At 62.1% G+C, this 24,050-nt stretch carries 33 protein-coding genes; 4 read left to right on the top strand and 29 right to left on the bottom strand.

The window, feature by feature from the left end; all coding sequences use genetic code 11:
* Positions 1–151: 151 nt before the first annotated feature.
* Genes AB0N72_RS10515 through AB0N72_RS10505 form a run of 3 tightly spaced genes read left to right on the top strand, consistent with a single transcriptional unit; the run spans position 152 to position 3,444 of the window.
* Positions 152–1,150, top strand: coding sequence for a sugar ABC transporter permease (locus AB0N72_RS10515; protein WP_363930366.1), 999 nt, complete (start codon positions 152–154; stop codon positions 1,148–1,150).
* Positions 1,147–2,049, top strand: a complete 903-nt coding sequence (locus tag AB0N72_RS10510; protein ID WP_363930365.1) for a carbohydrate ABC transporter permease — start codon at positions 1,147–1,149, stop codon at positions 2,047–2,049. Before AB0N72_RS10515 ends, AB0N72_RS10510 begins: the two co-directional genes overlap by 4 nt.
* A gap of 48 nt (positions 2,050–2,097) precedes the next feature.
* On the top strand, positions 2,098–3,444 hold the full coding sequence (locus AB0N72_RS10505; RefSeq protein ID WP_363930364.1) for an ABC transporter substrate-binding protein: 1,347 nt from the start codon (positions 2,098–2,100) through the stop codon (positions 3,442–3,444).
* 60 nt (positions 3,445–3,504) lie between these two features.
* Here AB0N72_RS10505 and map read toward each other — a convergent pair whose 3' ends face one another.
* The 28 genes from map to rpsJ all read right to left on the bottom strand — a co-directional run bounded on the left by map (position 3,505) and on the right by rpsJ (position 22,036).
* Positions 3,505–4,332, bottom strand: coding sequence for a type I methionyl aminopeptidase (gene map, locus AB0N72_RS10500; protein WP_363930363.1), 828 nt, complete (start codon positions 4,330–4,332; stop codon positions 3,505–3,507).
* A gap of 33 nt (positions 4,333–4,365) precedes the next feature.
* Positions 4,366–5,277 (bottom strand): NAD(P)-dependent oxidoreductase, encoded by a 912-nt coding sequence (locus AB0N72_RS10495; protein WP_363930362.1) that lies wholly within the window; start codon positions 5,275–5,277, stop codon positions 4,366–4,368.
* The gene (locus AB0N72_RS10490) at positions 5,274–6,995 is read right to left on the bottom strand and encodes a class I adenylate-forming enzyme family protein (protein ID WP_363930361.1); all 1,722 of its coding nucleotides are present in this window, start codon (positions 6,993–6,995) and stop codon (positions 5,274–5,276) included. Before AB0N72_RS10490 ends, AB0N72_RS10495 begins: the two co-directional genes overlap by 4 nt.
* On the bottom strand, positions 6,988–8,208 hold the full coding sequence (locus AB0N72_RS10485) for a cytochrome P450 (RefSeq protein WP_363930360.1): 1,221 nt from the start codon (positions 8,206–8,208) through the stop codon (positions 6,988–6,990). Before AB0N72_RS10485 ends, AB0N72_RS10490 begins: the two co-directional genes overlap by 8 nt.
* The gene (locus tag AB0N72_RS10480; RefSeq protein WP_363930359.1) at positions 8,205–9,002 is read right to left on the bottom strand and encodes a glycosyltransferase family A protein; all 798 of its coding nucleotides are present in this window, start codon (positions 9,000–9,002) and stop codon (positions 8,205–8,207) included. Before AB0N72_RS10480 ends, AB0N72_RS10485 begins: the two co-directional genes overlap by 4 nt.
* On the bottom strand, positions 8,999–10,042 hold the full coding sequence (locus tag AB0N72_RS10475; protein WP_363930358.1) for a 3-oxoacyl-[acyl-carrier-protein] synthase III C-terminal domain-containing protein: 1,044 nt from the start codon (positions 10,040–10,042) through the stop codon (positions 8,999–9,001). Before AB0N72_RS10475 ends, AB0N72_RS10480 begins: the two co-directional genes overlap by 4 nt.
* Positions 10,043–10,152: 110 nt before the next feature.
* Positions 10,153–10,722, bottom strand: coding sequence for an adenylate kinase (locus AB0N72_RS10470; RefSeq protein WP_363930753.1), 570 nt, complete (start codon positions 10,720–10,722; stop codon positions 10,153–10,155).
* A 5-nt stretch (positions 10,723–10,727) separates the two neighbouring features.
* Positions 10,728–12,038, bottom strand: a complete 1,311-nt coding sequence (gene secY / locus AB0N72_RS10465; protein WP_144659427.1) for a preprotein translocase subunit SecY — start codon at positions 12,036–12,038, stop codon at positions 10,728–10,730.
* Between the two features lie 187 nt (positions 12,039–12,225).
* Positions 12,226–12,708 carry a 50S ribosomal protein L15 gene (gene rplO / locus AB0N72_RS10460; RefSeq protein ID WP_363930357.1) on the bottom strand — a complete coding sequence of 161 codons (483 nt, stop codon included), beginning with the start codon at positions 12,706–12,708 and terminating at the stop codon, positions 12,226–12,228.
* Positions 12,708–12,914 carry a 50S ribosomal protein L30 gene (gene rpmD / locus AB0N72_RS10455; protein WP_018776677.1) on the bottom strand — a complete coding sequence of 69 codons (207 nt, stop codon included), beginning with the start codon at positions 12,912–12,914 and terminating at the stop codon, positions 12,708–12,710. The genes rplO and rpmD overlap by 1 nt, the downstream gene beginning before the upstream one ends.
* Before the next feature lie 2 nt (positions 12,915–12,916).
* A complete protein-coding gene (gene rpsE / locus AB0N72_RS10450) occupies positions 12,917–13,588 on the bottom strand; it encodes a 30S ribosomal protein S5 (RefSeq protein WP_363930356.1) in 672 nt (223 codons plus the stop codon).
* Positions 13,589–13,617: 29 nt separating this feature from the next.
* The gene (rplR, locus tag AB0N72_RS10445) at positions 13,618–14,001 is read right to left on the bottom strand and encodes a 50S ribosomal protein L18 (protein WP_281450701.1); all 384 of its coding nucleotides are present in this window, start codon (positions 13,999–14,001) and stop codon (positions 13,618–13,620) included.
* 3 nt (positions 14,002–14,004) lie between these two features.
* On the bottom strand, positions 14,005–14,541 hold the full coding sequence (gene rplF, locus AB0N72_RS10440; protein WP_363930355.1) for a 50S ribosomal protein L6: 537 nt from the start codon (positions 14,539–14,541) through the stop codon (positions 14,005–14,007).
* An 18-nt stretch (positions 14,542–14,559) separates the two neighbouring features.
* Complete coding sequence (gene rpsH / locus AB0N72_RS10435; protein ID WP_011775584.1) at positions 14,560–14,958, bottom strand: 30S ribosomal protein S8; 399 nt, start codon at positions 14,956–14,958, stop codon at positions 14,560–14,562.
* 78 nt (positions 14,959–15,036) lie between these two features.
* A complete protein-coding gene (gene rplE / locus AB0N72_RS10430; RefSeq protein WP_363930354.1) occupies positions 15,037–15,615 on the bottom strand; it encodes a 50S ribosomal protein L5 in 579 nt (192 codons plus the stop codon).
* The gene (gene rplX, locus AB0N72_RS10425) at positions 15,615–15,974 is read right to left on the bottom strand and encodes a 50S ribosomal protein L24 (RefSeq protein WP_144659420.1); all 360 of its coding nucleotides are present in this window, start codon (positions 15,972–15,974) and stop codon (positions 15,615–15,617) included. Before rplX ends, rplE begins: the two co-directional genes overlap by 1 nt.
* Positions 15,975–15,977: 3 nt before the next feature.
* A complete protein-coding gene (rplN, locus tag AB0N72_RS10420; RefSeq protein WP_003803789.1) occupies positions 15,978–16,346 on the bottom strand; it encodes a 50S ribosomal protein L14 in 369 nt (122 codons plus the stop codon).
* 353 nt (positions 16,347–16,699) lie between these two features.
* Positions 16,700–16,996, bottom strand: coding sequence for a 30S ribosomal protein S17 (rpsQ, locus tag AB0N72_RS10415; RefSeq protein WP_011775587.1), 297 nt, complete (start codon positions 16,994–16,996; stop codon positions 16,700–16,702).
* Positions 16,993–17,313, bottom strand: a complete 321-nt coding sequence (gene rpmC, locus AB0N72_RS10410) for a 50S ribosomal protein L29 (RefSeq protein WP_014922387.1) — start codon at positions 17,311–17,313, stop codon at positions 16,993–16,995. Before rpmC ends, rpsQ begins: the two co-directional genes overlap by 4 nt.
* A gap of 2 nt (positions 17,314–17,315) precedes the next feature.
* Complete coding sequence (gene rplP, locus AB0N72_RS10405) at positions 17,316–17,732, bottom strand: 50S ribosomal protein L16 (RefSeq protein WP_003803795.1); 417 nt, start codon at positions 17,730–17,732, stop codon at positions 17,316–17,318.
* Positions 17,733–18,554 carry a 30S ribosomal protein S3 gene (gene rpsC / locus AB0N72_RS10400; RefSeq protein WP_011775589.1) on the bottom strand — a complete coding sequence of 274 codons (822 nt, stop codon included), beginning with the start codon at positions 18,552–18,554 and terminating at the stop codon, positions 17,733–17,735.
* Complete coding sequence (rplV, locus tag AB0N72_RS10395) at positions 18,555–18,920, bottom strand: 50S ribosomal protein L22 (protein ID WP_281450704.1); 366 nt, start codon at positions 18,918–18,920, stop codon at positions 18,555–18,557.
* A gap of 52 nt (positions 18,921–18,972) precedes the next feature.
* On the bottom strand, positions 18,973–19,254 hold the full coding sequence (rpsS, locus tag AB0N72_RS10390; protein WP_011775591.1) for a 30S ribosomal protein S19: 282 nt from the start codon (positions 19,252–19,254) through the stop codon (positions 18,973–18,975).
* A gap of 12 nt (positions 19,255–19,266) precedes the next feature.
* Positions 19,267–20,106: a 50S ribosomal protein L2 gene (gene rplB, locus AB0N72_RS10385; RefSeq protein ID WP_011775592.1), complete on the bottom strand. Its 840-nt coding sequence runs from the start codon at positions 20,104–20,106 to the stop codon at positions 19,267–19,269.
* A gap of 29 nt (positions 20,107–20,135) precedes the next feature.
* A complete protein-coding gene (gene rplW / locus AB0N72_RS10380) occupies positions 20,136–20,441 on the bottom strand; it encodes a 50S ribosomal protein L23 (protein ID WP_011775593.1) in 306 nt (101 codons plus the stop codon).
* Positions 20,438–21,055 (bottom strand): 50S ribosomal protein L4, encoded by a 618-nt coding sequence (gene rplD / locus AB0N72_RS10375; RefSeq protein ID WP_235517124.1) that lies wholly within the window; start codon positions 21,053–21,055, stop codon positions 20,438–20,440. The genes rplW and rplD overlap by 4 nt, the downstream gene beginning before the upstream one ends.
* Positions 21,056–21,059: 4 nt before the next feature.
* On the bottom strand, positions 21,060–21,710 hold the full coding sequence (gene rplC, locus AB0N72_RS10370; RefSeq protein WP_018776685.1) for a 50S ribosomal protein L3: 651 nt from the start codon (positions 21,708–21,710) through the stop codon (positions 21,060–21,062).
* 17 nt (positions 21,711–21,727) lie between these two features.
* The gene (rpsJ, locus tag AB0N72_RS10365; RefSeq protein WP_003803825.1) at positions 21,728–22,036 is read right to left on the bottom strand and encodes a 30S ribosomal protein S10; all 309 of its coding nucleotides are present in this window, start codon (positions 22,034–22,036) and stop codon (positions 21,728–21,730) included.
* A gap of 383 nt (positions 22,037–22,419) precedes the next feature.
* Here rpsJ and AB0N72_RS10360 point away from each other — a divergent pair, with 383 nt between their 5' ends.
* Complete coding sequence (locus tag AB0N72_RS10360) at positions 22,420–23,853, top strand: GH1 family beta-glucosidase (RefSeq protein ID WP_363930353.1); 1,434 nt, start codon at positions 22,420–22,422, stop codon at positions 23,851–23,853.
* A gap of 55 nt (positions 23,854–23,908) precedes the next feature.
* On the opposite strand, the gene AB0N72_RS10355 is transcribed toward AB0N72_RS10360, so the two are convergent.
* Positions 23,909–24,034: a hypothetical protein gene (locus tag AB0N72_RS10355; RefSeq protein WP_363930352.1), complete on the bottom strand. Its 126-nt coding sequence runs from the start codon at positions 24,032–24,034 to the stop codon at positions 23,909–23,911.
* Positions 24,035–24,050 lie beyond the last annotated feature (16 nt).

Here is a 24,050-nt window from a genome sequence, read left to right as displayed (position 1 = left end):
CGGTGAACGGGCTCGAAAGTGTAAGACAACTCTCGCTACTGAGGCCCTTTTTGGCCTCAACGGCCCGTCCCGGTGTGGTGAGCTAGGCCTGTCTTCGCCGCCCCTGGCAGGGAGCAGGCACCCCGCATCCGTTCGAAACCGTGAGTACTACATGACTGTCCCATTGATGAAGAACAGCACTGCCGCGCCCACTGACCGGCCGGCCCACGCGGATCCAGCCTCGACAGTAGGATCCCCTGAGGAACCCGCGCCGGCTCAGGCGAGGCGCCGCTGGTCCGCCCGCAGCCGCAAGGACTTCGTGGTGTTCCTGGCCATGGCCTTGCCGAACCTGATACTGATCGGAACCTTCACGTATTGGCCGCTGATCAACAACATCTACTACTCAACGCTGGACTGGACACTTGGCTCGGCCTCGGCCACGGTAGTCGGTCTGCAGAACTATGCCACGTTCTTCACCAGTGAGGACGCGTCCAAAGTCCTGGGAACCACGGCAATCTTTACTGTGTTGACCGTAGGCGGCTCCATGATCCTTGGCCTGCTCGTCGCTCTCGCCCTGAATTCGAAAGTCCCTGGCACCACCTTCGCCCGTTCCGCGGTGTTCGCACCCTATGTGCTGTCCGGGGTGGGCGTTGGCCTGGTGTGGCTGTTCATCTTCGATCCCGGCTACGGGGTGCTCGCCTGGATCCTCCGGGGACTCGGCCAACAAAGCCCGCAGTGGATCAACGATCCCCAGCTCTCCCTGGTAATGGTCATCATCGTCTACGTGTGGAAGAACCTGGGCTACTGCGCCGTGGTGTTCCTGGCCGGCCTGCAGTCCCTGCCCCGCGACGTGATGGAAGCCGCGGCACTGGACGGGGCCAACAGCCTCCGGCGGTTCTTCAATATCTCCCTGCCGCTGCTCTCCCCCACCACGTTCTTCCTGCTGATCACCACCATGCTCAGCTCCCTGCAGGCGTTCGACCTCATCCGCATCATGACTCCGCTGGGCAACGGCACCAGCACGCTGATTTACGAGGCATACCTGCAGGCGTTCGGCGCCTACAACCGGGCGGGCTACTCAGCGGCGATCTCGGTGGTCCTCTTCGCCATCCTGCTGATCATTACTGTCCTCCAACTGCGGTTCGTTGAGCGAAAGGTCCACTACTCATGAGAGCCCCAGCACCCGTCGTCGTGCATGAAAACGGCCAACAATCCGCTCCACCCGAGCGCCCCCTGTCCAGAGCGAACCTTCTCCGGACAGTTGCAACAGGCTACGTCCCGCTGACAATTGCCACGCTGGTGGTTTTCCTGCCGCTGCTGTGGATGCTCCTGAGTTCGTTCAAACAACCCGGCGAGATCGTCACCATGGATCTCAGGATCCTTCCGGAGTCACTGAACCTGCAGAACTACGTCACGGCCATGACCACGGTCCCGTTCGCGCAGTTCTTCGCCAACAGCCTGATCGTTACGGTGGTGGGTTCCTCGGTCAAGGTGGTCCTGGCTATCCTCACGGCCTACGCCTTGGTGTTCGTGCGCTTTCCGTTCAAGAACGTCATCTTCGTGTTGATCCTTGTTGCCCTCATGGTGCCGGCGCAGGTCTCGATCCTGCCCAACTACATCCTGATTGCAGGCATGGGTGGCAAGAACACCCTCTGGGGCATCATCCTTCCCGGGCTCGGGACGGCGTTCGGGACGTTCCTCCTGCGCCAACACTTCCTGACCCTCCCGCCGTCGATCCTTGAAGCCGCCGAGATCGACGGCGCCGGCCACTGGCGCCGCCTGTGGCAGATCATCGTGCCTGTCTCCGTTCCCTCCATCGCGACGGTGGCACTGGTGACGGTGGTCAGCGAATGGAACGACTACATCTGGCCGCTCATCATCACGGACCGCCCTGAAACCATGACGCTCCCCGTGGGCCTGACCTTGCTTCAGAACTCTGAAGGAAACGGGGCGGGCTGGGGAATCCTCATGGCCGGAGCCGTTCTGGTAATCGTCCCCATCCTGCTGGTGTTTGCCGCGCTCCAGCGATACATCGTGGCCGGGCTGACCCAAGGCAGTGTCACCGGTTGATTCTCCATCCACCATTCGCATCAGAGTTCGTAATTGAGAGGAAGCACCATGCGCACCAACCTTGACCGCCGCCATTTCCTGGGACTGGCAGGCCTTGGAGCCGGAGCCGCGGCCCTCGCCGCGTGCGGCGGACCGTCGACGGCGGGTACGGCGGACGCCGTCGACACCGCCACGATCGACTTCACCGGCGTTAAGCCCGCAGCCTCCATCGACTTCTGGACCAACCACCCCGGCAAGTCCCAGGACGTGGAGAAGGCGATCATTGAGAAGTTCCAGGCCAAGTTCCCGGACATCAAAGTGAACCTGGTGACGGCTGGGGCCAACTACGAAGAGATAGCGCAGAAGTTCCAGACCTCCCAGGCAGCCAAGACCGGCCTGCCCGGGCTGGTTGTCCTTTCCGACGTTTGGTGGTTCCGCTACTTTTCCAACGGCAGCATCATCCCCCTCGATGGACTGGTAAAGCAGCTGGACATCAAGATCGACGACTTCCAGAAGTCTTTGGTTGACGACTACAAGTACGACGACAAGCAGTGGGCCCTGCCCTACGGCCGGTCCACCCCGCTGTTCTACTACAACAAGGACCACTTCAAAGCAGCGGGCCTTCCCGACCGGGCGCCGGCCACGTGGGAGGAGTTCGCGCAGTGGGCTCCCAAGCTCAAGGCCACCTCCGGGGCGCAGTACGCCTACATCTACCCGGCGTTGGCGGGCTACGCGGGGTGGACGCTGCAGAACAACCTGTGGGGTTGGGGCGGCGGCTGGTCCAAGGGCTGGGACATCACCTGCGACTCCAAGGAATCCGTGGCCGCCCTTCAATGGGCCCAGGACTCCATCTACAAGGACGGTTGGGCCGGTGTTTCCTCCAAGGAGGCCGCCGACGACTTTGCCGCCGGGATCACCTCGTCCACCATTTCCTCCACAGGTTCGCTCCTTGGGGTCCTGAAAGCAGCCAAGTTCAACGTGGGTGTCGGGTTCCTTCCCGGCGGCCCCGAGGTACCCAGCGGCGTATGCCCCACCGGTGGTGCGGGCCTGGGGATCCCCAGCGGCATCACCAAGGAAGAGCAACTGGCCGCGGCAACGTTCCTGAAGTTCATGACGGAACCGGAGAACACTGCAGCCTTCTCTGCAGCCACCGGATACATGCCCACCAGGCTTTCGGCCGACATGTCAGCCGTCCTCGCCGCAACCCCGCAGATCAAGACAGCCATGGACCAGCTCGCAGCCACCAAGGTCCAGGACAACGCGCGCGTCTTCCTGCCGGGCGCCGACCAGGAAATGGCCAAGTCCGCGGCCAAGATCCTCACCCAGCAGGGGGACGTACAGGCCACCATGACCGAACTGAAGAAGACGCTTGAGGGCATCTACACCAAGGACGTCAAGCCCAAGCTGAAGGCCTGAACCCCTAAAGCAGGAAAGTGCGGAGCTACCTTGAGTGGCTCCGCACTTCTTTTGCAGGGGTTACGGGATCGGGACGGGCACGACGCCGAGGGGCGCCAATTGCGCTGCGCCCCCATCGGGGGCGGAAAGGACCCAGATGCCCTTTTCGTGCACGGCTACTGAATGCTCCCACTGGCAGGAACGCTTGCCATCGGTGGTGACAACTGTCCAGTCGTCCTCGAGGGTGGCAGTTTCGATGTCACCACGGACCAACATGGGTTCGATTGCAAGGCAAAGCCCGGCGCGGATCTTGGGGCCACGGTGGCTGGTCCGGTAATTCAGAACATCCGGAGCCATGTGCATTTCGGAACCGATGCCGTGGCCGACATAGTCCTCCAGGATGCCCAGGGGCTTGCCCGGGACCGAGGAGACGTAGTCATCGATCGCGTTCCCGATGTCGCCCACGAACTTGCCCTTGGCCAAGGCCGCGATACCCCTCCACATAGCGGCCTCGGTGACGTCCGAAAGCCGCTGGTCTTCCGGATCCGCGGTGCCCACGATGACTGTCCGTGCCGAGTCGGAATGCCAGCCATCAACGATGCAGCCTCCGTCGATGGAGATGATGTCGCCGTCGTGGAGGACACGCCCGCCTGGAATCCCGTGGACCACTTCCTCGTTGACGGAGGTGCAGATGGTGGCCGGAAATCCGTGGTAGCCGAGGAAGTTGGACTTTGCTCCGGCGTCGTTGAGGACGGCGGCAAAGACATCGTCCAGATCCTTGGTGGTGACGCCGGGCTTGGCAGCCGCAACGGCAGCGTCGAGCGCCCTGCTCAGGACAAGCCCGGCCTGGTGCATCGTGCGCATCTGCTCGTTGGTCTTATATTCAATGCGGGGCTGACCGAACGCCATGTTCTCCTCTGGAAAGTTTGCGGTGAGGGCCGATCAGGCCCTGTGCTTCAACCATTTTCCCGCATCTGCGACCGTGGTCGAAATTGGCTCGATTCCCAGCTCGCAGCGCAGGCGGTCCAAACAGTACGTCCGTTCCTTCCCAACCTGGCTGACGGCATAGCGGGTCAGCCTCGGCGCACGGCCGGTGGCCCGTGACGCCGCCTCCGAAACGGCGGCGAGGGCCATGGCTGCAGGCTCCGGGAGGTAGGCGATGGGGACGTTGGCGTGGCCCGAAACGTCAAGAACCTGCCGTAGTACGGCCCCCAGCGCCACGGGTTCGGCATCTCCCACGTTGACGGCGCCCCGCACCGTTGACTGGCAGGCAGCAAGGACGGCCCGGACCAGGTTGTCAACGTGCGTCAGTTGATGTTTCACCCCGGGGTGTCCAACACTCACCAGCCGGCCTCCATGGATGCTGCCTACCAGGCGGGGCAACAGGGTTCGGTCCCCCGGACCGTAAACGCCGTGGGGGCGTAGTGCCACGGCGTTCCCATGCTTCCGGGCTTCCACGTCAGCGAGCGCCTTGCTGCGTCCGTACGCGTTCAGATGGCGGGGAGCCACTTCCTCTTCGGCCCGGTTCACGCATGGCTCCCACCAGGGGTAGACACTGGAGCTTGAAATGTGCACCAGTCGTGTCCCGGCAAATGCTTCGGTAACTGCCCTTGTCCCTAGGATATTTGCCCGGTGGAAAATGGGGGCGGCGCCCCAGTCGGCCACGTGGGCGGCAGCGTGGACAACGGCATCAACCCTCGGAATTCCGGCGGGCGGGAGGCCGGCCAGGTCCCAGTAGACCAGTCCCCTTCCGGGACGGCGGGCGTAACGGACCACGTCCCAGCCCAGGGCTTGGGCAGCGTTGGCTACCGCACCTCCGATGAATCCCGTTGCGCCTGTCACCGCGATTTTCATGCGTCCGTTCCAGGCACCGCGTTGGCGGCAAACATCTCCCGCAAAGCCAGCCGGTCAGGTTTGCGGTGCCTTCCCGCCGACGGCATCGCTTCCAGGACTTCGATGTGGTCCGGAAGGGCGGATTCATCGATGATCTTTGGCAATTCGTTGGCCAACCGTGACTTCAGGGCATCAGCTGACTGCCCGGGGGCGGCGACCACAGCCAGCCACACGGCCTCGTCCCCGATGCTGTCCGGCACCCCCACCATGACGGCCTGTCTGACGCCGCGCACTGCGGCGATCAGGGGCTCGTATAGGGCCGGATAGATATTGGTCTTGCCGCGGATGATCATGTCCTTCTTCCGCCCGATCATCACCAGCCGTGGCTCCCCCGTTCCCCCGTGATCCAAGCGCACCAAATCACCGGTAGCGTGCTCCACCATCGGGTCCTCGCCCAAGTAGCCATGGCACATGTTCGGTCCGCGGGCGAACAGCTCGTGGTCTGCTGCCACCCGGATTCCGACGGCGGGCAGCGGCTCCCCGAGGAAGTCGCCCTCACCGCTGCCATCAGGGGCAGTGAACTCCGCTTCGGCTCCGGAGGCGAAAGCCAGTTTCTCCCGGCCCTCGGCGATGGCGATGGGCAGCACCTCGGTCATGCCGTAGATGAGCTTGAAGGCCACGCCTGGCAGTAGCGTCATTGCCCGTTCCAGGAAGGGCGCCAGGATCGGGGCCGCTCCGAGCATGATTGTCTTCAGCGTCCTGGGCAGAGTGACGGAACCGTCTTCGATCGCGTCCAGGATGGGCGCCAATTGTGAGGGCACCAGGAAAAGGTGGGTGGCGGCGTCGTAGCTTGTCTTCCTGCCGGCTACGGCGCCCAACTCCCCTGCGAGGCGAAGGGGGTCGATATGGGCGGAAAAGCCATAACCGGGCATGATCCAGTGCGCCCCTGCGATCAAGGCCGGGAGGCCCATCATGAGCTGCTCGGAATGAATCCGATCGCCCTCGCCGAAGGTGCATCTTGTCGACAACTGCTCGAAACCTGCGGCAAGCGAGCCCCTGGTGTGGATGACCCCTTTGGGTGACCCGGTGGTGCCGGAGGTGAAGATGATCACCGCTTCCTGTTCGGTCACCGCCTCCGTGGCGACGCCGCGCTTCCGGCCCTCGGAAAGGGGAGCCGCAAGGCGCTTCACCGGCGAGGCGCCGCGGGGAACGCCCGGCAGCCACGGTCCTGAATAATAATGCCGGACATCCATGGCTCCATAGTCCGGGAGAAGCAGGCCGCGGCCACGTGCAACGGGGCGGAGCGGGCTCTTGGCACTGAGCGCATACAGGAGTGATTCCGACGCCGCCCAACGGGGCGCGGCAAGCTCGGCCCTGTCCCGGAAGAGGGAGGGCCCTATGCCGGGATCGATAAACACCACGGAGCCGCCTGCCCTGACGGCTCCCAAGGCCAGAACGAAGGCGTCCGGGCTGGGGCGGACCGAGAAGAGCATTCGCTCACCCGTCCCGAATCCGTCGTCCTGCAGGCGCCGGGCCGTGGCTTCGATACCCTCCACCAACTGGCGGTACGTGACAGTGCGGCCCGGCCGCACGCCGTCGTTTCCCTGTCTGGCCCACGGCGGCCGCCTTTTGCCCGGAGCTGTAATGGCGGGACGGTCGGGGCCCCGTTCGGCCGCCGCGTAGACGGCGGTGATCAAGTCCTTGGTCGTCAGCGGCTGGACAGGTGATCCCTCAGGCATGGGCCAGCTCCAGTTTCCGGTACCCGGGTATCAACACGCCCCTGCTGACCTGGCGGGCAGCAATGGTCCATGGCCGCTGGGCGTACGTATCCAACAGCAGGTCAAGCGTGGTATTGATTTCGGCCATCGCTAGCGGCATGCCAATACAGAAGTGCGGGCCGGCACCAAACCATAGCTGCCGTGCCTGCTGCGGCGTTGGCTGGGATGGATCGAAGCCGCCCAGGCTTTTCGCGGCATGAATCGTTGACAACAGAATGCGGTCTCCTGCGCGGACCTTCGCGCCGCCGATTTCCGCGTCGGCCACTGCGTCCCGCAGCATCATGGGCGAGGGAACGGTGAAGCGCAATGCTTCGTTGACCGCAGCCGGGACTGCCGACCGGTCCGCGGCCAGTTCATCGAGCCGTCCGCTGTCAGCCAGCAGAGCCACCAGCCTGGGCACGAACGACACCAGCGTTTCGGTGCCGACCATCACGAACGCGCTGATGATGCCCATCGCCTCGTCCTCGGACATCCCGAGTTCACGGAGCCTGCCGGGGAAGGTGTCGGGGTCGCTTTCCCTGTAGGCCGCCAGGACCGGTCCGGCCAAAATCCCGACGGCGGTCCGCCCTTTGGCCACTTGCCTGGCCGTAAGCGTCGGCCGGCCAAGGCGCACCAGCGAGGAGATGGAAGATCCGAGGTCGAAAAGCTCCCTGTCAGCGAGCTTTCCCGGGGCGTCCCCAGGGACCCCCAGCAAGCGGGAAATGACGCCACCCGCCAAGGCCTTCACGCAGTCCACCAGATCCAAGCTGCCGCGCATTTCCAGTTCAGCATGAACACGTGCCTTCAACGCAGCCGCCGCCGGTTCCACGATGCCCTCGACGGAACGGGGAGTGAAGAGGTCACCCAGCCGCCGACGCAGGAGCTTGTGCTCCTCACCGTCCATGTTCACCAATGCCTTCGGCCCCACAACAGGGGTCCACAACGCTCCAGAACCCGAAGGGCCGTTCTTGACGAAAACCTCCTGGTTCATCAAAACCTCACGAACCAGTCCGGCTTCGCTCACCAGCACGCCCAGTCCAGGCAGCCGCAGCACGGGACGCATGCTGCCCAATCCCCTGATGACGGGGTACAGCACCGGATGGGCGCCAAGGTGGACCCGGCGTTCCCAACGCTCCGCTGTGCTCTGTTGACGGTTGGCAGGAACGTCCCTTGTCACCTCCTGTACGCGTGTCAACGGATATCCACGTGTTCGGGACGGTACCGGTGGTCCGCGTACCAAGCGAGCGTGTTCTTCAGGCCCCAGGCCTTCACCCGGCGGGAGGAGCCGAAGACCAGCACATCGCGCCGCAGTGCATAGTTCCGCGTCAGCTTGCGCACCTGGTTGGACAACGCCCGGTCCTCGTGAAGGTCTTCGATCTTTGTTCTCGGGAAGCCGCCTGACCGGTGGTACATGTCTGCCGTAATGGCCATGTTGCAGCCAGGAAGCATCTGGTACGGGCCAAGGTACCCGTCGCCCTTGTTCCCAGGGCGGATACGCCCAAAAAAGGAAGCCACCTCCACCGCGAACAACATCATGAGCCGTTCACGGGTCGTAATGCCCTCATCCTCACGGGGATTCAATTGGCCCGCCACCAACTCCAGACCACTATCGAAAGCGGCCATGATCCGGGCAGTCCAATCCGGAGCCGCCAGGCAATCGGCATCGGTACGCGCCAACCATCGGGCCCCATGTTCGACGCCGAAGCGCATGCCGGTATCAGCTGCCGCACCAGTGCCTTTTTCCGGTTCGTGCACCAGCCTGATGTCCATGGTGGGGTGCTCCGCCGCGAACTCCGCCACTATGGCGCAGCTGCGGTCCGTCGAGCCGTTGTCCACTACCACCACAGTGAAGTCCGGGAATGACTGCGCGGCCAGCGAAGCCAGTGCTTGCCGGACCAATTTCTCTTCGTTGAGCATCGGCATCGCGACGCTCAACGCGCGGGTGGGGGCCGCGCTGCTGAGCGCGCTGTGCTCTTCCGGCTGGTTCACAGCCGCACCACCGCCATCCCCAGGCTCACGCCGCCACCCAGGCCCACCAACGCGACGAGATCGCCAGGCCCGGCCCTGCCACTGTCCACAGCCAGCTTCAACTGCAGGGGAAGGCTTACGGAGGCCAGGTTGCCGAAGTCCTCCACGGAATGAACCAGCAGCTCCTCCGGGACTCCGGCACCTTCGGCGAAAATCTTCCGGTACGGGGCGCTGACCTGGTGCACGCACACCACGGCGAAGTCAGCCCAGGAAAGGTTCAGCCGTGCGAGTGTCTCGTCCAGGATTCCCGAACCCAGGTCCAGGAAAGCGTCCTTGAGTTTTTCCCCATCCATGGAGAAGTAGCTGGCCTCAGGATCACGGGGAAAGGCCGAACCGCCCGCAGCCAAAGTACCCACGGACCAGTGCCTGCTTCGCGCAGTAAAAGCGGTGGCGAGGATCCCCGGCGCCTCGTCCCCAGCCGCGGCGTGCTCTTCCGCGGCCTCGAGCAACACCGCAGCTCCGCCGTCGCTCATGGTGTACGCGGGAAAGCTGGCCGCGAACGTCTGGAAATCGGCTACCGACCACCTCACCGCCCTTGAGGGCGACTCCCCGGTGGCCACCAGGACCCGGGCGTAGCGTCCGCCGGCGATCAAGGCGTCGGCAACTTCCATGCCGTTGAGGAAGCTGTTGCAGGCATTCTTGACGTCCATCACGGGGCAGGAAAGTCCCAGCTTCGCGGCAACCATGTGGCCCGTGGCCGGTTCAACCATGTCCTGGCTGGCAGAGGCGAAGATGAGCAGGTCAATATCCGGAGCCTGGAGACCGCATTCGGCCAAGACCTTGCCCGCAGCGCTGGCCGCCAGATCCGACGCCTGCTCCGTCTCCGCCATGACGCTCCTGGACCGGATTCCCGTAACCCTCGCAATGAGGCCTTGTGGGATGCGGAAGCCAGGACTGGAGTCTGCGATGCGGCGTTCGACGGCGGAAGTGTCCAGCCGCGTGGGTGGCAGGTAGACCTCAAGCCCGGAAATCCGGCTATGGCCTGACAGAGCTGTCTGCATGCGCTTCCCCCAAGAATGTGCCGCGTCAACGAAAAAGGGTGTGTCCCGCACTTTATGGTACGGGACACACCCTTCGCACAAGCGCCGGTTGCCCGGCTATGTGGAGAACCCTAGACGGCCTTGGCCGACTCGATGGCCGTGAGCACACGGTCGGTAACTTCATCGATACCGCCGATGCCGTCCACCTGCGTGAGGATACCGCGTTCGGCATACTTTGCCACGACTGCTTCTGTCTGCTCGTGGTACAGGTCAAGACGGTGACGGATCACGGTCTCGTTGTCGTCCGAGCGGCCGGTCTCCTTCGCACGGCCCAGGAGCCGCGCAACCAGTTCTTCGTCGTCGGCGGTCAGCTGGAGCACGACGTCGAGCTCCTGCTGGCCCTCAGCGAGGATCTGGTCGAGGTAGTCAACCTGCGCAGTGGTGCGCGGGTAGCCATCCAGGAGGAAGCCGTTCTCGACGTCGCTCTGGCCCAGGCGGTCGCGAACCATGTTGTTCGTGACGCTGTCCGGAACGAAGTCGCCGGCGTCCATGTACTTCTTGGCTTCGATGCCCAGGGGAGTTTCGCCCTTGACGTTGGCACGGAAGATGTCGCCGGTGGAGATGGCGACCACGCCGAGGCGCTCCGAAATCCGCTCAGCCTGCGTACCCTTGCCCGAACCCGGAGGTCCAATGATCAGCATTCTCGTCATCGCAAAAGCCCTTCGTAGTGACGTTGTTGTAGCTGCGCATCAATCTGCTTGACGGTCTCCAGGCCAACACCCACCATGATCAGGATTGACGTGCCACCGAACGGGAAGTTCTGGTTGGCATTGATCAGGACGAGTGCAACCAGCGGAATCAACGCCACGAAGCCCAAGTAGAGGGCTCCAGGCAAAGTAATCCTGGAAAGCACGTACTGCAGGTAGTCCGCGGTCGGTTTACCCGCCCGGATGCCCGGAATGAACCCGCCGTACTTCTTCATGTTGTCCGACACTTCTTCAGGGTTGAAGGTGATGGCTACGTAGAAGTAGGTGAAGAACACGATCATGGCGAAGTAGAGCGCCATGTAGATGGGATGGTCGCCACGGGTGAGGTTGTTGTTGATCCACTCAACCCATGGAGCCATCTGCTCCCCTGGCTTCGGCTGGTTGAACTGCGAAATCAAGCCGGGCAGGTAGAGCATTGAGGAAGCGAAGATGACAGGCACGACGCCGGCCATGTTCACCTTGATCGGGATGTAGGTGCTGGTGCCTCCCACAGTGCGGCGGCCGATCATGCGCTTGGCGTACTGCACCGGAACACGGCGCTGCGACTGCTCGACGAAAACCACGAGGGCTACGGTCAGCAGGCCGATGGCAAGAACGATGAAGAAGGTGCCCGGGCCCTTGGTCTCCCAGATGGAGCCGAGTGAGCGGGGGAAACCTGCTGCGATGGAGGTGAAGATCAGCAGCGACATGCCGTTGCCGACGCCGCGCTCGGTAACGAGCTCGCCCATCCACATGATCAGGCCCGTACCCGCGGTCAGCGTGATGATGATCAGGAGGGTGGTGATGATGCTTTCATCGGGGATGATCGGCAGGTTGCAGCCCGGCAGCAACTGGCCGGAGCGGGCCAGCGACACCAGGGTGGTGGCGTTCAACAGGCCCAAGGCGATGGTGAGGTACCGGGTGTACTGCGTCAGCTTGGACTGGCCCGATGATCCCTCTTCGTAGAGCTGCTGGAACCGGGGAATGACCACCCGGAGCAACTGCACGATGATGCTCGCCGTGATGTAGGGCATGATGCCCAGGGCAAAGATCGAGACCTGCAGCAACGCGCCGCCGCTGAACAAGTTCACCAGCTGGTAGATGCCCTGCGAGGTGTCACCGTTGTTCAAGCATTGCTGGACATTCTGGTAGTTCACACCAGGCGAGGGGATGAAAGCTCCCAAGCGGAAGATTGTGATGATTCCCAGCGTGAACAACAACTTGCGTCGCAAATCAGGCGTCCGAAACGCCCGGCCGAATGCGCTTAGCAAGCGTCCTCCTGAGTAGAAAGTACAAGGATGTGGTCGGGCTCAATGAAACCCAACAACCGAGTCTAACTGCTTGTGACGCCGTCGGAATAATCGAGAGTCCACAACCGCGAAAAAAATCCCGGTATCCGGGGCCTAAGCCCCGCATACCGGGATTCTTTGTTACAGCGGGCTGATGCCCCACGAACTCTTAGAGAGTGGTGGTGGATCCGCCTGCTGCGGCAATCTTTTCCGAAGCGCTGGAAGAGAAAGCGTGGGCGGTGACGTCGACCTTGACGGTGATGTCGCCGGTGCCGAGCACCTTCACGGGCTGGTTCTTGCGAACGGCGCCCTTTTCAACCAGTGATTCAACGGTGACGGTGCCACCTTCCGGGAACAGCTCGTTGAGCTTCTCCAGGTTTACAACCTGGAATTCAACCCGGAACGGGTTCTTGAAGCCGCGGAGCTTCGGCAGGCGCATGTGCAGCGGCAGCTGGCCGCCGGCAAAGCCAGCCTTTACCTGGTAGCGGGCCTTCGTACCCTTGGTACCGCGACCAGCGGTCTTACCCTTGGAGCCTTCACCACGACCAACACGGGTCTTGGCTGTCTTGGCACCCGGGGCGGGACGCAGGTGGTGGACCTTCAGAGCGTTCTGCTTCTCAGCAGTCTCTGCGGCGGTCTTGTTCTCTGCCATTACTTCGCCTCCTCTACATTCACGAGGTGCGGAACCGTGTTCAGCATTCCAACGGTCACGGCGTCAGCGGTGCGGACAACGGTGTGTCCGATGCGCTTCAGGCCGAGGGACCGAAGGGTGGCGATCTGGTTCTGCTTGGCGCCAATGACGCCCTTGATCTGGGTGATCTCCAACTTGGCGTCGGAGGGAGTCAGGTTCTTAGCCATGACTAAACACCTGCCTTCTGGTTCTGGAGCGCGCGCACCAGAGCAGCAGGAGCAACCTCGTCCAGCGGCAGGCCACGGCGGGCAGCCACGGAAGCGGGCTCTTCGAGCTGCTTCAGAGCGTCAACGGTCGCGTGAACGATGTTGATCGCGTTGGAAGAACCGAGCGACTTGGAGAGGATGTCGTGGATGCCCACGCACTCCAATACCGCGCGGACCGGACCACCGGCGATAACACCGGTACCGGCGGAAGCCGGACGCAGCAGGACGACGCCTGCAGCAGCCTCACCCTGCACACGGTGCGGGATGGTGTTGCCAACGCGGGGAACGCGGAAGAAGGACTTCTTGGCCTCTTCTACGCCCTTTGCGATAGCAGCGGGAACTTCCTTGGCCTTGCCGTAGCCAACGCCGACCATACCGTTGCCGTCACCGACGACGACCAGGGCGGTGAAGCTGAAGCGACGACCACCCTTGACCACCTTGGCAACGCGGTTGATGGTGACAACGCGCTCTACGAACTGGCTCTTCTCGGCTTCACGACCGCCGTCGCGGCCACCACGGCCACCACGGTCGCCGCGGCCCTGGCCACGGTCGCCACGCTCGCCACGACGTCCGCCACGGCGGTCATCGGCAGCGGGTGCGGTCTCAGTTGCTTCAGCAGCTACAGCTTCAGTCACCTGAATGTCCTTTTCGTTATTTTCAACGGTCACAGTGCCAGCCCACCTTCGCGAGCACCGTCAGCGACGGCGGCGATGCGGCCGTGGTACTTGTTACCGCCACGGTCGAAGACAACAGCTTCGACGCCTGCAGCCTTGGCACGCTCGGCAACGAGCTCGCCGACGCGCTTGGCCTTGGCAGTCTTGTCTCCGTCAAGTGCACGCAGGTCCGCTTCCAGGGTGGAAGCGTAAGCCACGGTTACACCCTTGCTGTCATCGACAACCTGGACGAACATGTGGCGTGCCGAACGGTTGACGACCAGACGAGGACGTACAGCCGTACCGGTGATGCGCTTGCGGATACGAAGCTGGCGACGGTTGCGTGCAGCCGACTTGCTCTTGTTCGTACGCTTCTTGTTAATTGCGATGGCCATGGTTTACTTACCAGCCTTTCCGACCTTGCGGCGGATGACTTCGCCGGCGTAACGGACACCCTTGCCCTTGTAGGGGTCGGGCTTGCGCAGCTTGCGAATGTTGGCAGCAACCTCGCCGACCTGCTGCTTGTTGATACCCGCAACAGAGAGCTTGGTCGGACCCTCCACTACGAAGGTGATGCCTTCGGGTGCAGAGACGTTGACCGGGTGGCTGTAGCCCAGAGCGAACTCCAGGTCAGAACCCTTGGCCTGAACGCGGTAACCGGTACCAACGATTTCAAGCTTCTTCTCGTAGCCCTCGGTAACGCCCTGGATCATGTTGGCGATCAGGGTGCGGGTCAGGCCGTGCAGCGAACGCGAAGCGCGCTCGTCGTTCGGGCGGGTGACCGTGAGAGTGTTCTCTTCCAGGGAAACCTCGATCGGGCTGGCCACAGTGTGGCTCAGCTCGCCTTTGGAACCCTTGACGCTGATGACGGAGCCATCGAGCTTGACCTCAACTCCGGCAGGAACGGTGATGGGGAGACGTCCAATACGTGACATTATTCTCTTCCTTTCCCGTTACCAGACGTACGCGAGGACTTCGCCGCCCACGCCCTTCTTGCCGGCCTGCTTGTCAGTCAGGAGGCCGGAAGAGGTGGACAGGATTGCGATACCCAGGCCACCCAGCACGTGAGGCAGGTTGGTGGACTTCGCGTAAACGCGGAGGCCCGGCTTGGAGATGCGGCGGACGCCAGCGATGGAACGCTCGCGGTTCGGACCGAACTTCAGGTCGATGGTCAGCTTCTTGCCAACCTCGGCGTCTTCTTCCTTCCAGCCGGCAATGTAGCCTTCAGCCTTCAGGATGTCGGCAACGCGTGCCTTCAGTTTGCTGTACGGCATGGACACGGTGTCGTGGTATGCCGAGTTTGCATTGCGCAGACGCGTGAGCATGTCTGCGACAGGATCTGTCATAGTCATTTGGGCTATAGCCCTTCCTCGTACCGGTTTCCGCTGCGCTTGCCCTTAGGAGCCAGCGCGGACGGACCTGTCACGTAGTTAGTTTTCGGTCTTGAACGGGAAACCAAGCGCCTTGAGCAGCGCGCGGCCTTCGTCGTCGGTCTTGGCGGTGGTGACGACCGTGATGTCCATGCCGCGTACGCGGTCGATGGAATCCTGGTCGATTTCGTGGAACATAACCTGCTCGGTCAGACCGAAGGTGTAGTTACCGTTACCGTCGAACTGCTTGCCGTTGAGGCCGCGGAAGTCACGGATACGCGGCAGTGCCAGCGATACCAGACGGTCCACGAATTCCCACATGCGGTCTCCACGCAGTGTTGCGTGTGCACCGATCGGCATGCCTTCGCGCAGCTTGAACTGTGCGATCGACTTGCGGGCCTTGGTTACCTGCGGCTTCTGGCCGGTGATCAGGGTGAGGTCGCGGACAGCGCCGTCGATCAGCTTGGAGTCCTTTGCGGCATCTCCAACACCCATGTTCACGACGACCTTCACGAGGCGGGGAACCTGGTTCACGTTCGCGTAGTTGAATTCGTCCTGCAGCGACTTCTTGATGGTCTCTGCGTACTTCGTCTTCAGACGCGGAACGATCTTCGTTTCGACTGTGGTGGTCTCAGTCATTAGATGTCCTTCCCGGTGGCCTTGGACACGCGGATACGGACAGTCTTGGTGCGACCATCCTTCTCAACGGTGTCGAGACGGAAACCAACACGGGTCGGCTTCTTGGTCGACGGGTCAACCAAAGCAACGTTGGAAACGTGGATCGGGGCCTCAACGACCTCGATGCCACCGGTCTTGGTGCCGCGCTGCGACTGACCGACCTTGGTGTGCTTGGTGACGCGGTTGATGCCCTCTACCAACACGCGGTTGGTGTCCGGGAATACGCGCAGGACCTTGCCCTGCTTGCCGCGGTCGCCGCCGCGTTCCTGCTTGGCGCCGGTGATGACCTGAACCAGGTCACCCTTCTTGATCTTAGCCATGGACTAAAGCACCTCCGGGGCCAGCGAAACGATCTTCATGAACTTCTTGTCGCGAAGTTCACGACCAACCGGGCCGAAGATACGGGTACCGCGGGGGTCACCGTCGTTCTTCAGGATCACAGCTGCGTTTTCGTCAAACTTGATGTAGGAACCATCCGCACGGCGGCGTTCCTTCTTGGTACGAACGATGACGGCCTTGACGACGTCACCCTTCTTTACGTTGCCGCCAGGGATAGCGTCCTTGACGGTGGCGACGATGACGTCGCCGATGCCTGCGTAGCGACGACCGGATCCACCGAGAACGCGAATGGTAAGGATTTCCTTAGCACCCGTGTTGTCGGCGACCTTGAGTCGCGACTCCTGCTGAATCAATTTCTACTCCTTGCGTCGCGCCGGTTCTCAGACCGAAATAATGCATACGGAATGAGCCTTGCGGAACGGTTGATCGGGGTGTCTCTTGACCTGCCTGGATTTTGCCAGATCAGGCCTAAACGCCCGTGCCACAAGCATCAGCTTCCCTTGCAGAAAACTCTGCGCGGGGCAGTATGCAGTGGCACGATTGTTTACGAGGTAGTGGACGACGCACAACTGGCGCCATACAAACTCAATATCCTAGCACGTTTACGGCCAGTAGCCGAACCGCGCTGGAAAGCGGAAAGGCCCGCATTCCGTAGGGAATGCGGGCCTTTCCAGTGAATCACTGCCAGGCATGCCTGGCGTCGGATTTACTTGGCCTTTTCGAGGATCTCCACCAGACGCCACCGCTTGGTAGCGGACAGCGGGCGGGTCTCAGAGATGAGAACGAGGTCGCCGATGCCGGCGGTGTTCTCTTCGTCGTGAGCCTTGATCTTCGAGGTGCGGCGAATAACCTTGCCGTACAGAGCGTGCTTTACGCGGTCTTCAACCTGAACAACGATGGTCTTTTCCATCTTGTCAGAGACAACGTAGCCGCGACGCGTCTTACGGTAACCGCGCTGTTCAGCGCTGGCTGCTGCTTCCGTCACAGTTTCCTTCTCGCTCACTTGGCGTCCTCTCCAGCTTCAACCTCGGCCTTTTCAGCCTTGGCAGCCTTCTTGGACTTCTTTTCTTCCTTGGCTTCCACAACCGGTGCGGCAACCTCGGCACGAATGCCCAGCTCGCGCTCACGGAGAACGGTGTAGATGCGTGCGATGTCCTTCTTTACCGCGCGCAGGCGACCGTGGTTCTCCAGCTGTCCGGTGGCGGACTGGAAACGCAGGTTGAACAGCTCTTCCTTGGACTTGCGGAGTTCTTCAACGAGACGCTCGTTGTCGAAACCGTCCAGCTGTGCGGGTGCAAGATCCTTCGACCCTACTGCCATTTCTATTCACCACCTTCGCGACGCACAATGCGTGCCTTCAACGGCAGCTTGTGGATTGCCAGGCGCAGGGCCTCGCGAGCTACCTCTTCATTGACACCGGAGAGTTCGAAGAGAACCCGGCCCGGCTTGACGTTTGCGACCCACCATTCCGGAGAACCCTTACCGGAACCCATACGGGTTTCAGCAGGCTTCTTCGTCAGCGGACGGTCCGGGTAGATGTTGATCCAGACCTTACCGCCACGCTTGATGTGGCGGGTCATCGCGATACGGGCGGACTCGATCTGACGGTTGGTAACGTATGCCGGGCTCAGGGCCTGGATACCGTACTCACCGAAGCTGACCTTGGTGCCACCCGTAGCAGCGCCGGAACGACCCGGGTGGTGCTGCTTACGGTGCTTGACTCGACGTGGGATAAGCATTTAAGCCTGTCCTCCTTCTGCTGCGGGGGCAGCAGCTTCAGCGGCCGGTGCTTCAACGGCAGCAGGTGCTGCCTCAGCTGCCGGACGGTCGTTACGACGACGGCGGTCGCCACCCGGGCGGCCCGGACGGTCTCCTGCACGGCCACGGGACGGAGCAGCAGCTGCCTGCTGAGCCAGTTCCTTGGCAGTTACGTCACCCTTGTAGATCCAAACCTTCACACCGATACGGCCGAAGGTGGTCTTGGCTTCGTAGAAGCCGTAGTCGATGTTCGCGCGGAGGGTGTGCAGGGGCACACGGCCTTCACGGTAGAACTCCGAGCGGGACATTTCTGCGCCACCCAGACGGCCCGAGCAAGCAACACGGATGCCCTTGGCACCCGCACGCTGTGCGGACTGCATTGCCTTCTTCATCGCACGGCGGAAAGCCACGCGGGAAGTCAGCTGCTCAGCGATGCCCTGGGCAACAAGCTGTGCTTCCATCTCGGGGTTCTTGACCTCGAGGATGTTCAGCTGAACCTGCTTGCCGGTGAGCTTTTCGAGCTCGCCGCGGATGCGGTCTGCTTCGGCGCCGCGGCGGCCGATGACGATACCCGGGCGTGCCGTGTGGATGTCCACGCGGACACGATCACGGGTGCGCTCGATCTCGACCTTGGCGATGCCGGCGCGCTCCATGCCGGTGGACATGAGCTGACGGATCTTGATGTCCTCGCGGACGAAGTCCTTGTAGCGCTGTCCGGGCTTGGTGCTGTCAGCGAACCAGTGCGAAACGTGGTCGGTGGTGATGCCGAGTCGGAACCCGTGCGGGTTTACTTTCTGTCCCACTTAGCGAGCCTCCTCTTTCTCCGGGGTTGCCACGACCAAAGTGATGTGGCTGGTCCGCTTCCTGATGCGGTAGGCGCGGCCTTGGGCACGCGGCTGGAACCGCTTCATGGTCGGGCCTTCATCAACGAATGCTTCGCTGATGAACAGGTCACTGTCGTCGAACGCAACGCCGTCACGGTCCGCGAGGACACGTGCGTTGGCGATTGCCGACTGAAGTACCTTGAATACCGGCTCCGAAGCTGCCTGGGGGGCAAACTTCAGAATTGCCAGAGCCTCATTCGCTTGCTTACCACGAACAAGGTTGACGACGCGCCGGGCCTTCATAGGCGTTACGCGGATGTGACGCGCAATAGCCTTGGCTTCCATTGCTTTCCTTCTCTCGTCTAAGACGTAAAGACAGCGTTACTAAGCCTGCGGCTTAGCGGCGCTTGCCCTTACGGTCGTCCTTAACATGGCCGCGGAATGTCCGCGTGGGAGCGAATTCGCCGAGCTTGTGCCCGACCATCGACTCAGTGACAAACACCGGGATGTGCTTGCGTCCGTCGTGTACGGCGATCGTGTGCCCGAGCATGTCGGGGATGATCATCGAACGACGGGACCAGGTCTTGATGACGTTCTTGGTGCCCTTATCGTTTTCCCGTGCGACCTTCACAAAGAGGTGCTGGTCAACGAAAGGACCTTTTTTCAGGCTGCGTGGCATGTCTCCAGGCTCCTATCGCTTGTTCTTGCCAGTACGGCGGCGACGAACAATAAGCTTGTCGCTCTCTTTGTTCGGACGGCGGGTGCGGCCCTCAGGCTTGCCGTTCGGGTTAACCGGGTGACGTCCACCGGAAGTCTTACCTTCACCACCACCGTGCGGGTGGTCAACCGGGTTCATGGCTACACCACGGACGGTCGGGCGAACGCCCTTCCAGCGCATGCGGCCGGCCTTGCCCCAGTTGATGTTCGACTGCTCGGCGTTGCCGACCTCGCCGACGGTTGCGCGGCAGCGCACGTCAACGTTGCGGATTTCACCGGAGGGCAGACGCAGCTGGGCGAAACGGCCTTCCTTTGCAACGAGCTGTACCGAAGCACCTGCGGAACGTGCCATCTTGGCGCCGCCACCCGGACGCAGTTCAACTGCGTGGATTACGGTACCAACCGGGATGTTGCGCAGCGGCAGGTTGTTGCCCGGCTTGATGTCAGCGTCGGGGCCAGCCTCGACGAAGTCACCCTGGGACAGCTTGTTGGGGGCGATGATGTAACGCTTGGTGCCATCAACGTAGTGCAGGAGTGCGATGCGAGCCGTGCGGTTCGGGTCGTACTCGATTTCGGCAACGCGGGCGTTGATGCCGTCCTTGTCGTGACGACGGAAGTCGATCAGACGGTACTGGCGCTTGTGCCCACCACCCTTGTGACGGGTGGTGATCTTACCGGAGTTGTTACGGCCGCCAGTCTTGTGCAGCGGACGCAGCAACGACTTTTCCGGAGTCGATCGCGTGATTTCAGCAAAGTCGGCTACGCTCGAGCCGCGACGGCCCGGGGTAGTCGGCTTGTATTTACGGATTCCCATAATTTATTTCCTCGTTAAAGTGGTCTCCGCTACGCGAGCGGACCGCCGAAGATGTCGATTGTGCCTTCTTTGAGGGTGACAATCGCACGCTTGGTGCTCTTGCGCTGTCCCCAGCCGAATTTGGTGCGCTTGCGCTTACCGGCACGGTTGATGGTGTTGATCGAGTCAACCTTGACCGAGAAGATCTTCTCAACGGCCAGTTTGATCTCGGTCTTGTTCGAGCGAGGGTCCACCAGGAAGGTGTACTTGCCTTCGTCGATCAGACCGTAGCTCTTTTCCGAGACGACGGGTGCAAGCACGACGTCGCGCGGATCCTTGATGGTGGTTACGCTCACTTGGAGGCCTCCTCGTTCTTTGCCTTGTCAGCGACGAACGCCTCGAAAGCAGCCTTGGTGAAGACCACGTCGTCGGAGATGAGCACGTCGTAGGTGTTCAGCTGGTCTGCGTACAGAACGTGAACATCCTGGAGGTTGCGCACGGACAGTGCAGCAACATCGTTGGCGCGCTCGATAACAACGAGCAGGTTCTTGCGCTCGGTAACGGAGCGCAGCGAAGCCAGTGCTTCCTTGGCGGACGGCTTGGTGCCGGCTACCAGTTCAGCGATGACGTGGATGCGGCCGTTGCGGGCGCGGTCAGACAGGGCGCCGCGGAGTGCAGCAGCCTTCATCTTCTTGGGGGTGCGCTGGCTGTAGTCACGAGGTGTCGGACCGTGGACAACGCCACCGCCGGTCATGTGAGGAGCACGGATTGAACCCTGACGGGCGCGGCCGGTGCCCTTCTGCTTGAACGGCTTGCGACCTGCACCGGAAACCTCGGCGCGGGTCTTCGTCTTGTGAGTACCCTGGCGTGCAGCAGCGAGCTGTGCGACGACGACCTGGTGCAGCAGGGGCACGTTGGTCTGGACGTCGAAGATCTCTGCAGGCAGGTCTACCTTGACAGTGCTAGTCATTGAACTAGGCTCCCTTCACGGCGGTGCGTACGAGTACGACCTGGCCGCGGGCACCGGGGACGGCACCCTTGATAAGGAGCAGCGACTTCTCAACGTCAACAGCGTGAACCGTGAGGTTCAGCGTGGTGTGACGCTCGGCGCCCATGCGGCCGGCCATTTTCAGGCCCTTGAAGACGCGGCTCGGGGTGGATGCGCCACCGATGGAGCCAGGCTTACGGTGGTTCTTGTGGGCACCGTGGGAAGCGCCAACGCCGTGGAAGCCGTGACGCTTCATAACACCGGCGAAGCCCTTACCCTTTGAGGTGCCGACGACGTCGATCTTCTGGCCGGCTTCGAAGATCTCAACAGAGAGCTCCTGGCCCAGCTCGTAGGATGCGGCGTCTGCGGTACGCAGTTCGACGACGTGGCGGCGAGGGGTGACGCCAGCCTTTTCAAAGTGACCAGCCAGCGGCTTGGTGACCTTGCGGGGGTCGATCTGGCCGTAGCCGATCTGGACGGCGACGTAGCCATCGACGTCTGCGTTGCGCAGCTGCGTGATGACGTTGGAGTCAGCCTGGACGACAGTTACCGGGATGAGCTTGTTGTTCTCGTCCCAGACCTGGGTCATGCCGAGCTTCGTGCCCAGCAGGCCCTTTACGTTACGGGTTGCGGTCATAGTCTCTCAGCACCTCCCTAGAGCTTGATTTCGATGTTCACGTCTGCAGGCAGGTCGAGGCGCATAAGCGAGTCAACAGCCTTCGGCGTGGGGTCGATGATGTCGATCAGACGCTTGTGAGTACGCATTTCGAAGTGCTCACGGCTGTCCTTGTACTTGTGAGGAGAGCGAATAACACAGTAAACGTTCTTCTCCGTGGGCAGCGGCACCGGGCCGACTACCGTTGCGCCTGCGCGCGTGACCGTCTCAACGATCTTCCGCGCTGAAACATCAATGACCTCGTGGTCATATGACTTCAGCCGGATGCGGATTTTTTGTCCCGCCATGTCGCCTGACTCTCTTTCAGCTAGTGCTGCTCTAGTTAGGGCTGCTCTGTTTACTTACCTGTTGATGTGGCCGCCGAGGCGTTTGAGGTTTTACCACCACACGCCGCACAAGCTGAATCCGGATATTCCGGGTTCCTCAACCTGCCGGCGCACCGACCCCCGCGGTCGGGCGTGTCGCGATTTCCACGCAGACTCGACCGCATTCCATGGGGTTCAGGGTTATGTTTGGGCTTCAACCTGGACCCTGACACCCGGCATTATCCGGATCGGGACACGAAGAAGCGCTTGAACAACTCATCCAGTATGGCGGAAATCCGGAGTAAAGGCCAATCGACCCCTGAATGGCCATTGCCGGGCACCCGCCAACTGTGGATGATGGTGGCATGTCCGTCCAGGATTCAGGCTCAGTGGAAGATCTCGCTGCACGCTTGCAGCCTGGTTTCACGCTGGGGGTGGCGGCCGCCGCCTTCCAGATTGAGGGCTCGCTCACTGCTGACGGACGTGGCCCGTCCGGGTGGGACGCCTTCGCGGAAAAGCCGGGCGCAATTGTCGACGGCGGCTCCCCCGCCGTGGCGTGCGACCACTACAACCGCGCGGATGAGGACATAGCCCTGATGCAGGAGCTTGGCATCGATTCCTACCGGTTCTCACTGTCCTGGCCCAGGATCCAGCCGGACGGCAAGGGCGCGATCAACCAGCGCGGCCTGGACTTCTATGATCGTTTGCTGGACAAACTCCTGGCCGCCGGCATCTCCCCCATGGTCACCCTTTATCACTGGGATACTCCGCTCCCCCTCGAACATGCAGGCGGCTGGATGAACAGGGACACCTCGGGGCGTCTCGCCGAGTATGGCGCCGTGGCCGCGCGCCAGTTCGGTGACCGGGTGGACCACTGGGTCACGGTCAACGAACCTGTCTCGGTGACCCTGCAAGGCTATGCATTGGGCGCACACGCCCCGGGCCGCGAACTCCTGTTCGACTGCCTTCCCGCCGCACATCACCAGTTGTTGGGCCACGGACTGACGGTCCAAGCACTGCGGGCGGAGGGCGTCAAAGGGAAGATCGGGCTGTCCAATATGCACTCCCCCGTCCGGCCCGCGAGCAACCGGCTCTCGGACCGCCTGATGGCAGAGGCCCTGGACCTGATTTTGAACCGCATCTACGCCGATGCCGTCCTCCTGGGCCAGTACCCCAAGCCGTCACTTCCCTTGTGGCCCTGGTTTCGTTCCTTGGGTCCTGTACTCGACGGAGACCTCGAAACCATCAGCCAGCCCCTGGACTTCTACGGCCTGAACTATTACTACCCCATCAAAGTGGCGTCAGGACGGGGGCCAGCCGAGATTCCTACCGGGCAAGCCGAAGAGATGACGAATGTCCCGTTCCACCTTGCCGCCTACCAGGAGTACGAAACCACCGGCTTCGGTTGGCCGGAGGCCCCCGAGCAACTCTCTACGTTGCTCCAGGAGATGAAGCAGCGGTATGGGGATGCTTTGCCCCCTGTCTACATCACCGAAGGGGGTGCCAGCTATCCGGAGCCGGCCCACGTAGACGCACCCATCCAGGACACCAACCGCATCACGTACTTGGCTGAGCACCTGGGCCACGCCGTGACGGCGACGGGCCCGGGCGGCGCTGCGGAAGGTGTGGATCTGCGCGGCTACTACGTGTGGACGCTGCTGGACAATTTCGAGTGGGCAGCTGGCTACTCGCAGCGCTTCGGCTTGGTCCATGTGGACTTCGAAACGTTGGAGCGAACCCCCAAGGAATCGTTTTACTGGCTGCGGGCGTTGGCTCGCGCACGCCGACAGGGGATGTAGCCCAAGGAGGTTAAATCCTCCCGGGTGTTCCGGAAGCCGGTTTGTCCCCCGGATGCTACTGGTTCTTATTGGCGCGCCTGATGCGTTTGGCCCTGTCGATCTCTTGCCGGAAGTTCTTGCGGCCCCACAGCACCACACCACCAATGGCAGCTATGACTGCCAGGAAAATCAGGAATTCCACTCTGCGCTCCTCTCCT

Source organism: Paenarthrobacter sp. NPDC089307, assembly GCF_040685055.1.
In the GTDB taxonomy this organism is placed as follows: Bacteria; Actinomycetota; Actinomycetes; order Actinomycetales; family Micrococcaceae; genus Arthrobacter.
The sequence above is the reverse complement of the archived record's forward strand: the minus strand, read 5'-3'. Positions and strand labels throughout refer to the sequence as shown.

Excerpts from the sequence above, each read along its gene's own strand:
- AB0N72_RS10495 (WP_363930362.1), bottom strand. The coding sequence starts at position 5,277 with ATGAAAATCGCGGTGACAGGCGCAACGGGATTCATCGGAGGTGCGGTA.
- rplC (WP_018776685.1), bottom strand. The coding sequence starts at position 21,710 with ATGACCGCAACCCGTAACGTAAAGGGCCTGCTGGGCACGAAGCTCGGC.
- rplE (WP_363930354.1), bottom strand. The coding sequence starts at position 15,615 with ATGACTGAGACCACCACAGTCGAAACGAAGATCGTTCCGCGTCTGAAG.
- rplO (WP_363930357.1), bottom strand. The coding sequence starts at position 12,708 with ATGGCAGAGAACAAGACCGCCGCAGAGACTGCTGAGAAGCAGAACGCT.
- AB0N72_RS10515 (WP_363930366.1), top strand. The coding sequence starts at position 152 with ATGACTGTCCCATTGATGAAGAACAGCACTGCCGCGCCCACTGACCGG.
- rpmC (WP_014922387.1), bottom strand. The coding sequence starts at position 17,313 with ATGGCAGTAGGGTCGAAGGATCTTGCACCCGCACAGCTGGACGGTTTC.
- AB0N72_RS10505 (WP_363930364.1), top strand. The coding sequence starts at position 2,098 with ATGCGCACCAACCTTGACCGCCGCCATTTCCTGGGACTGGCAGGCCTT.
- rplP (WP_003803795.1), bottom strand. The coding sequence starts at position 17,732 with ATGCTTATCCCACGTCGAGTCAAGCACCGTAAGCAGCACCACCCGGGT.
- AB0N72_RS10360 (WP_363930353.1), top strand. The coding sequence starts at position 22,420 with ATGTCCGTCCAGGATTCAGGCTCAGTGGAAGATCTCGCTGCACGCTTG.
- AB0N72_RS10490 (WP_363930361.1), bottom strand. The coding sequence starts at position 6,995 with ATGCCTGAGGGATCACCTGTCCAGCCGCTGACGACCAAGGACTTGATC.
- map (WP_363930363.1), bottom strand. The coding sequence starts at position 4,332 with ATGGCGTTCGGTCAGCCCCGCATTGAATATAAGACCAACGAGCAGATG.
- rpmD (WP_018776677.1), bottom strand. The coding sequence starts at position 12,914 with ATGGCTAAGAACCTGACTCCCTCCGACGCCAAGTTGGAGATCACCCAG.
- AB0N72_RS10475 (WP_363930358.1), bottom strand. The coding sequence starts at position 10,042 with ATGCAGACAGCTCTGTCAGGCCATAGCCGGATTTCCGGGCTTGAGGTC.
- rplR (WP_281450701.1), bottom strand. The coding sequence starts at position 14,001 with ATGGCCATCGCAATTAACAAGAAGCGTACGAACAAGAGCAAGTCGGCT.
- rpsH (WP_011775584.1), bottom strand. The coding sequence starts at position 14,958 with ATGACTATGACAGATCCTGTCGCAGACATGCTCACGCGTCTGCGCAAT.
- rplF (WP_363930355.1), bottom strand. The coding sequence starts at position 14,541 with ATGTCACGTATTGGACGTCTCCCCATCACCGTTCCTGCCGGAGTTGAG.
- rpsJ (WP_003803825.1), bottom strand. The coding sequence starts at position 22,036 with ATGGCGGGACAAAAAATCCGCATCCGGCTGAAGTCATATGACCACGAG.
- AB0N72_RS10510 (WP_363930365.1), top strand. The coding sequence starts at position 1,147 with ATGAGAGCCCCAGCACCCGTCGTCGTGCATGAAAACGGCCAACAATCC.
- rplX (WP_144659420.1), bottom strand. The coding sequence starts at position 15,974 with ATGGCTAAGATCAAGAAGGGTGACCTGGTTCAGGTCATCACCGGCGCC.
- rplD (WP_235517124.1), bottom strand. The coding sequence starts at position 21,055 with ATGACTAGCACTGTCAAGGTAGACCTGCCTGCAGAGATCTTCGACGTC.
- rplV (WP_281450704.1), bottom strand. The coding sequence starts at position 18,920 with ATGGAAGCCAAGGCTATTGCGCGTCACATCCGCGTAACGCCTATGAAG.
- rpsS (WP_011775591.1), bottom strand. The coding sequence starts at position 19,254 with ATGCCACGCAGCCTGAAAAAAGGTCCTTTCGTTGACCAGCACCTCTTT.
- rplB (WP_011775592.1), bottom strand. The coding sequence starts at position 20,106 with ATGGGAATCCGTAAATACAAGCCGACTACCCCGGGCCGTCGCGGCTCG.
- AB0N72_RS10470 (WP_363930753.1), bottom strand. The coding sequence starts at position 10,722 with ATGCTGATCATTGGACCTCCGGGTTCGGGCAAGGGTACGCAGGCTGAG.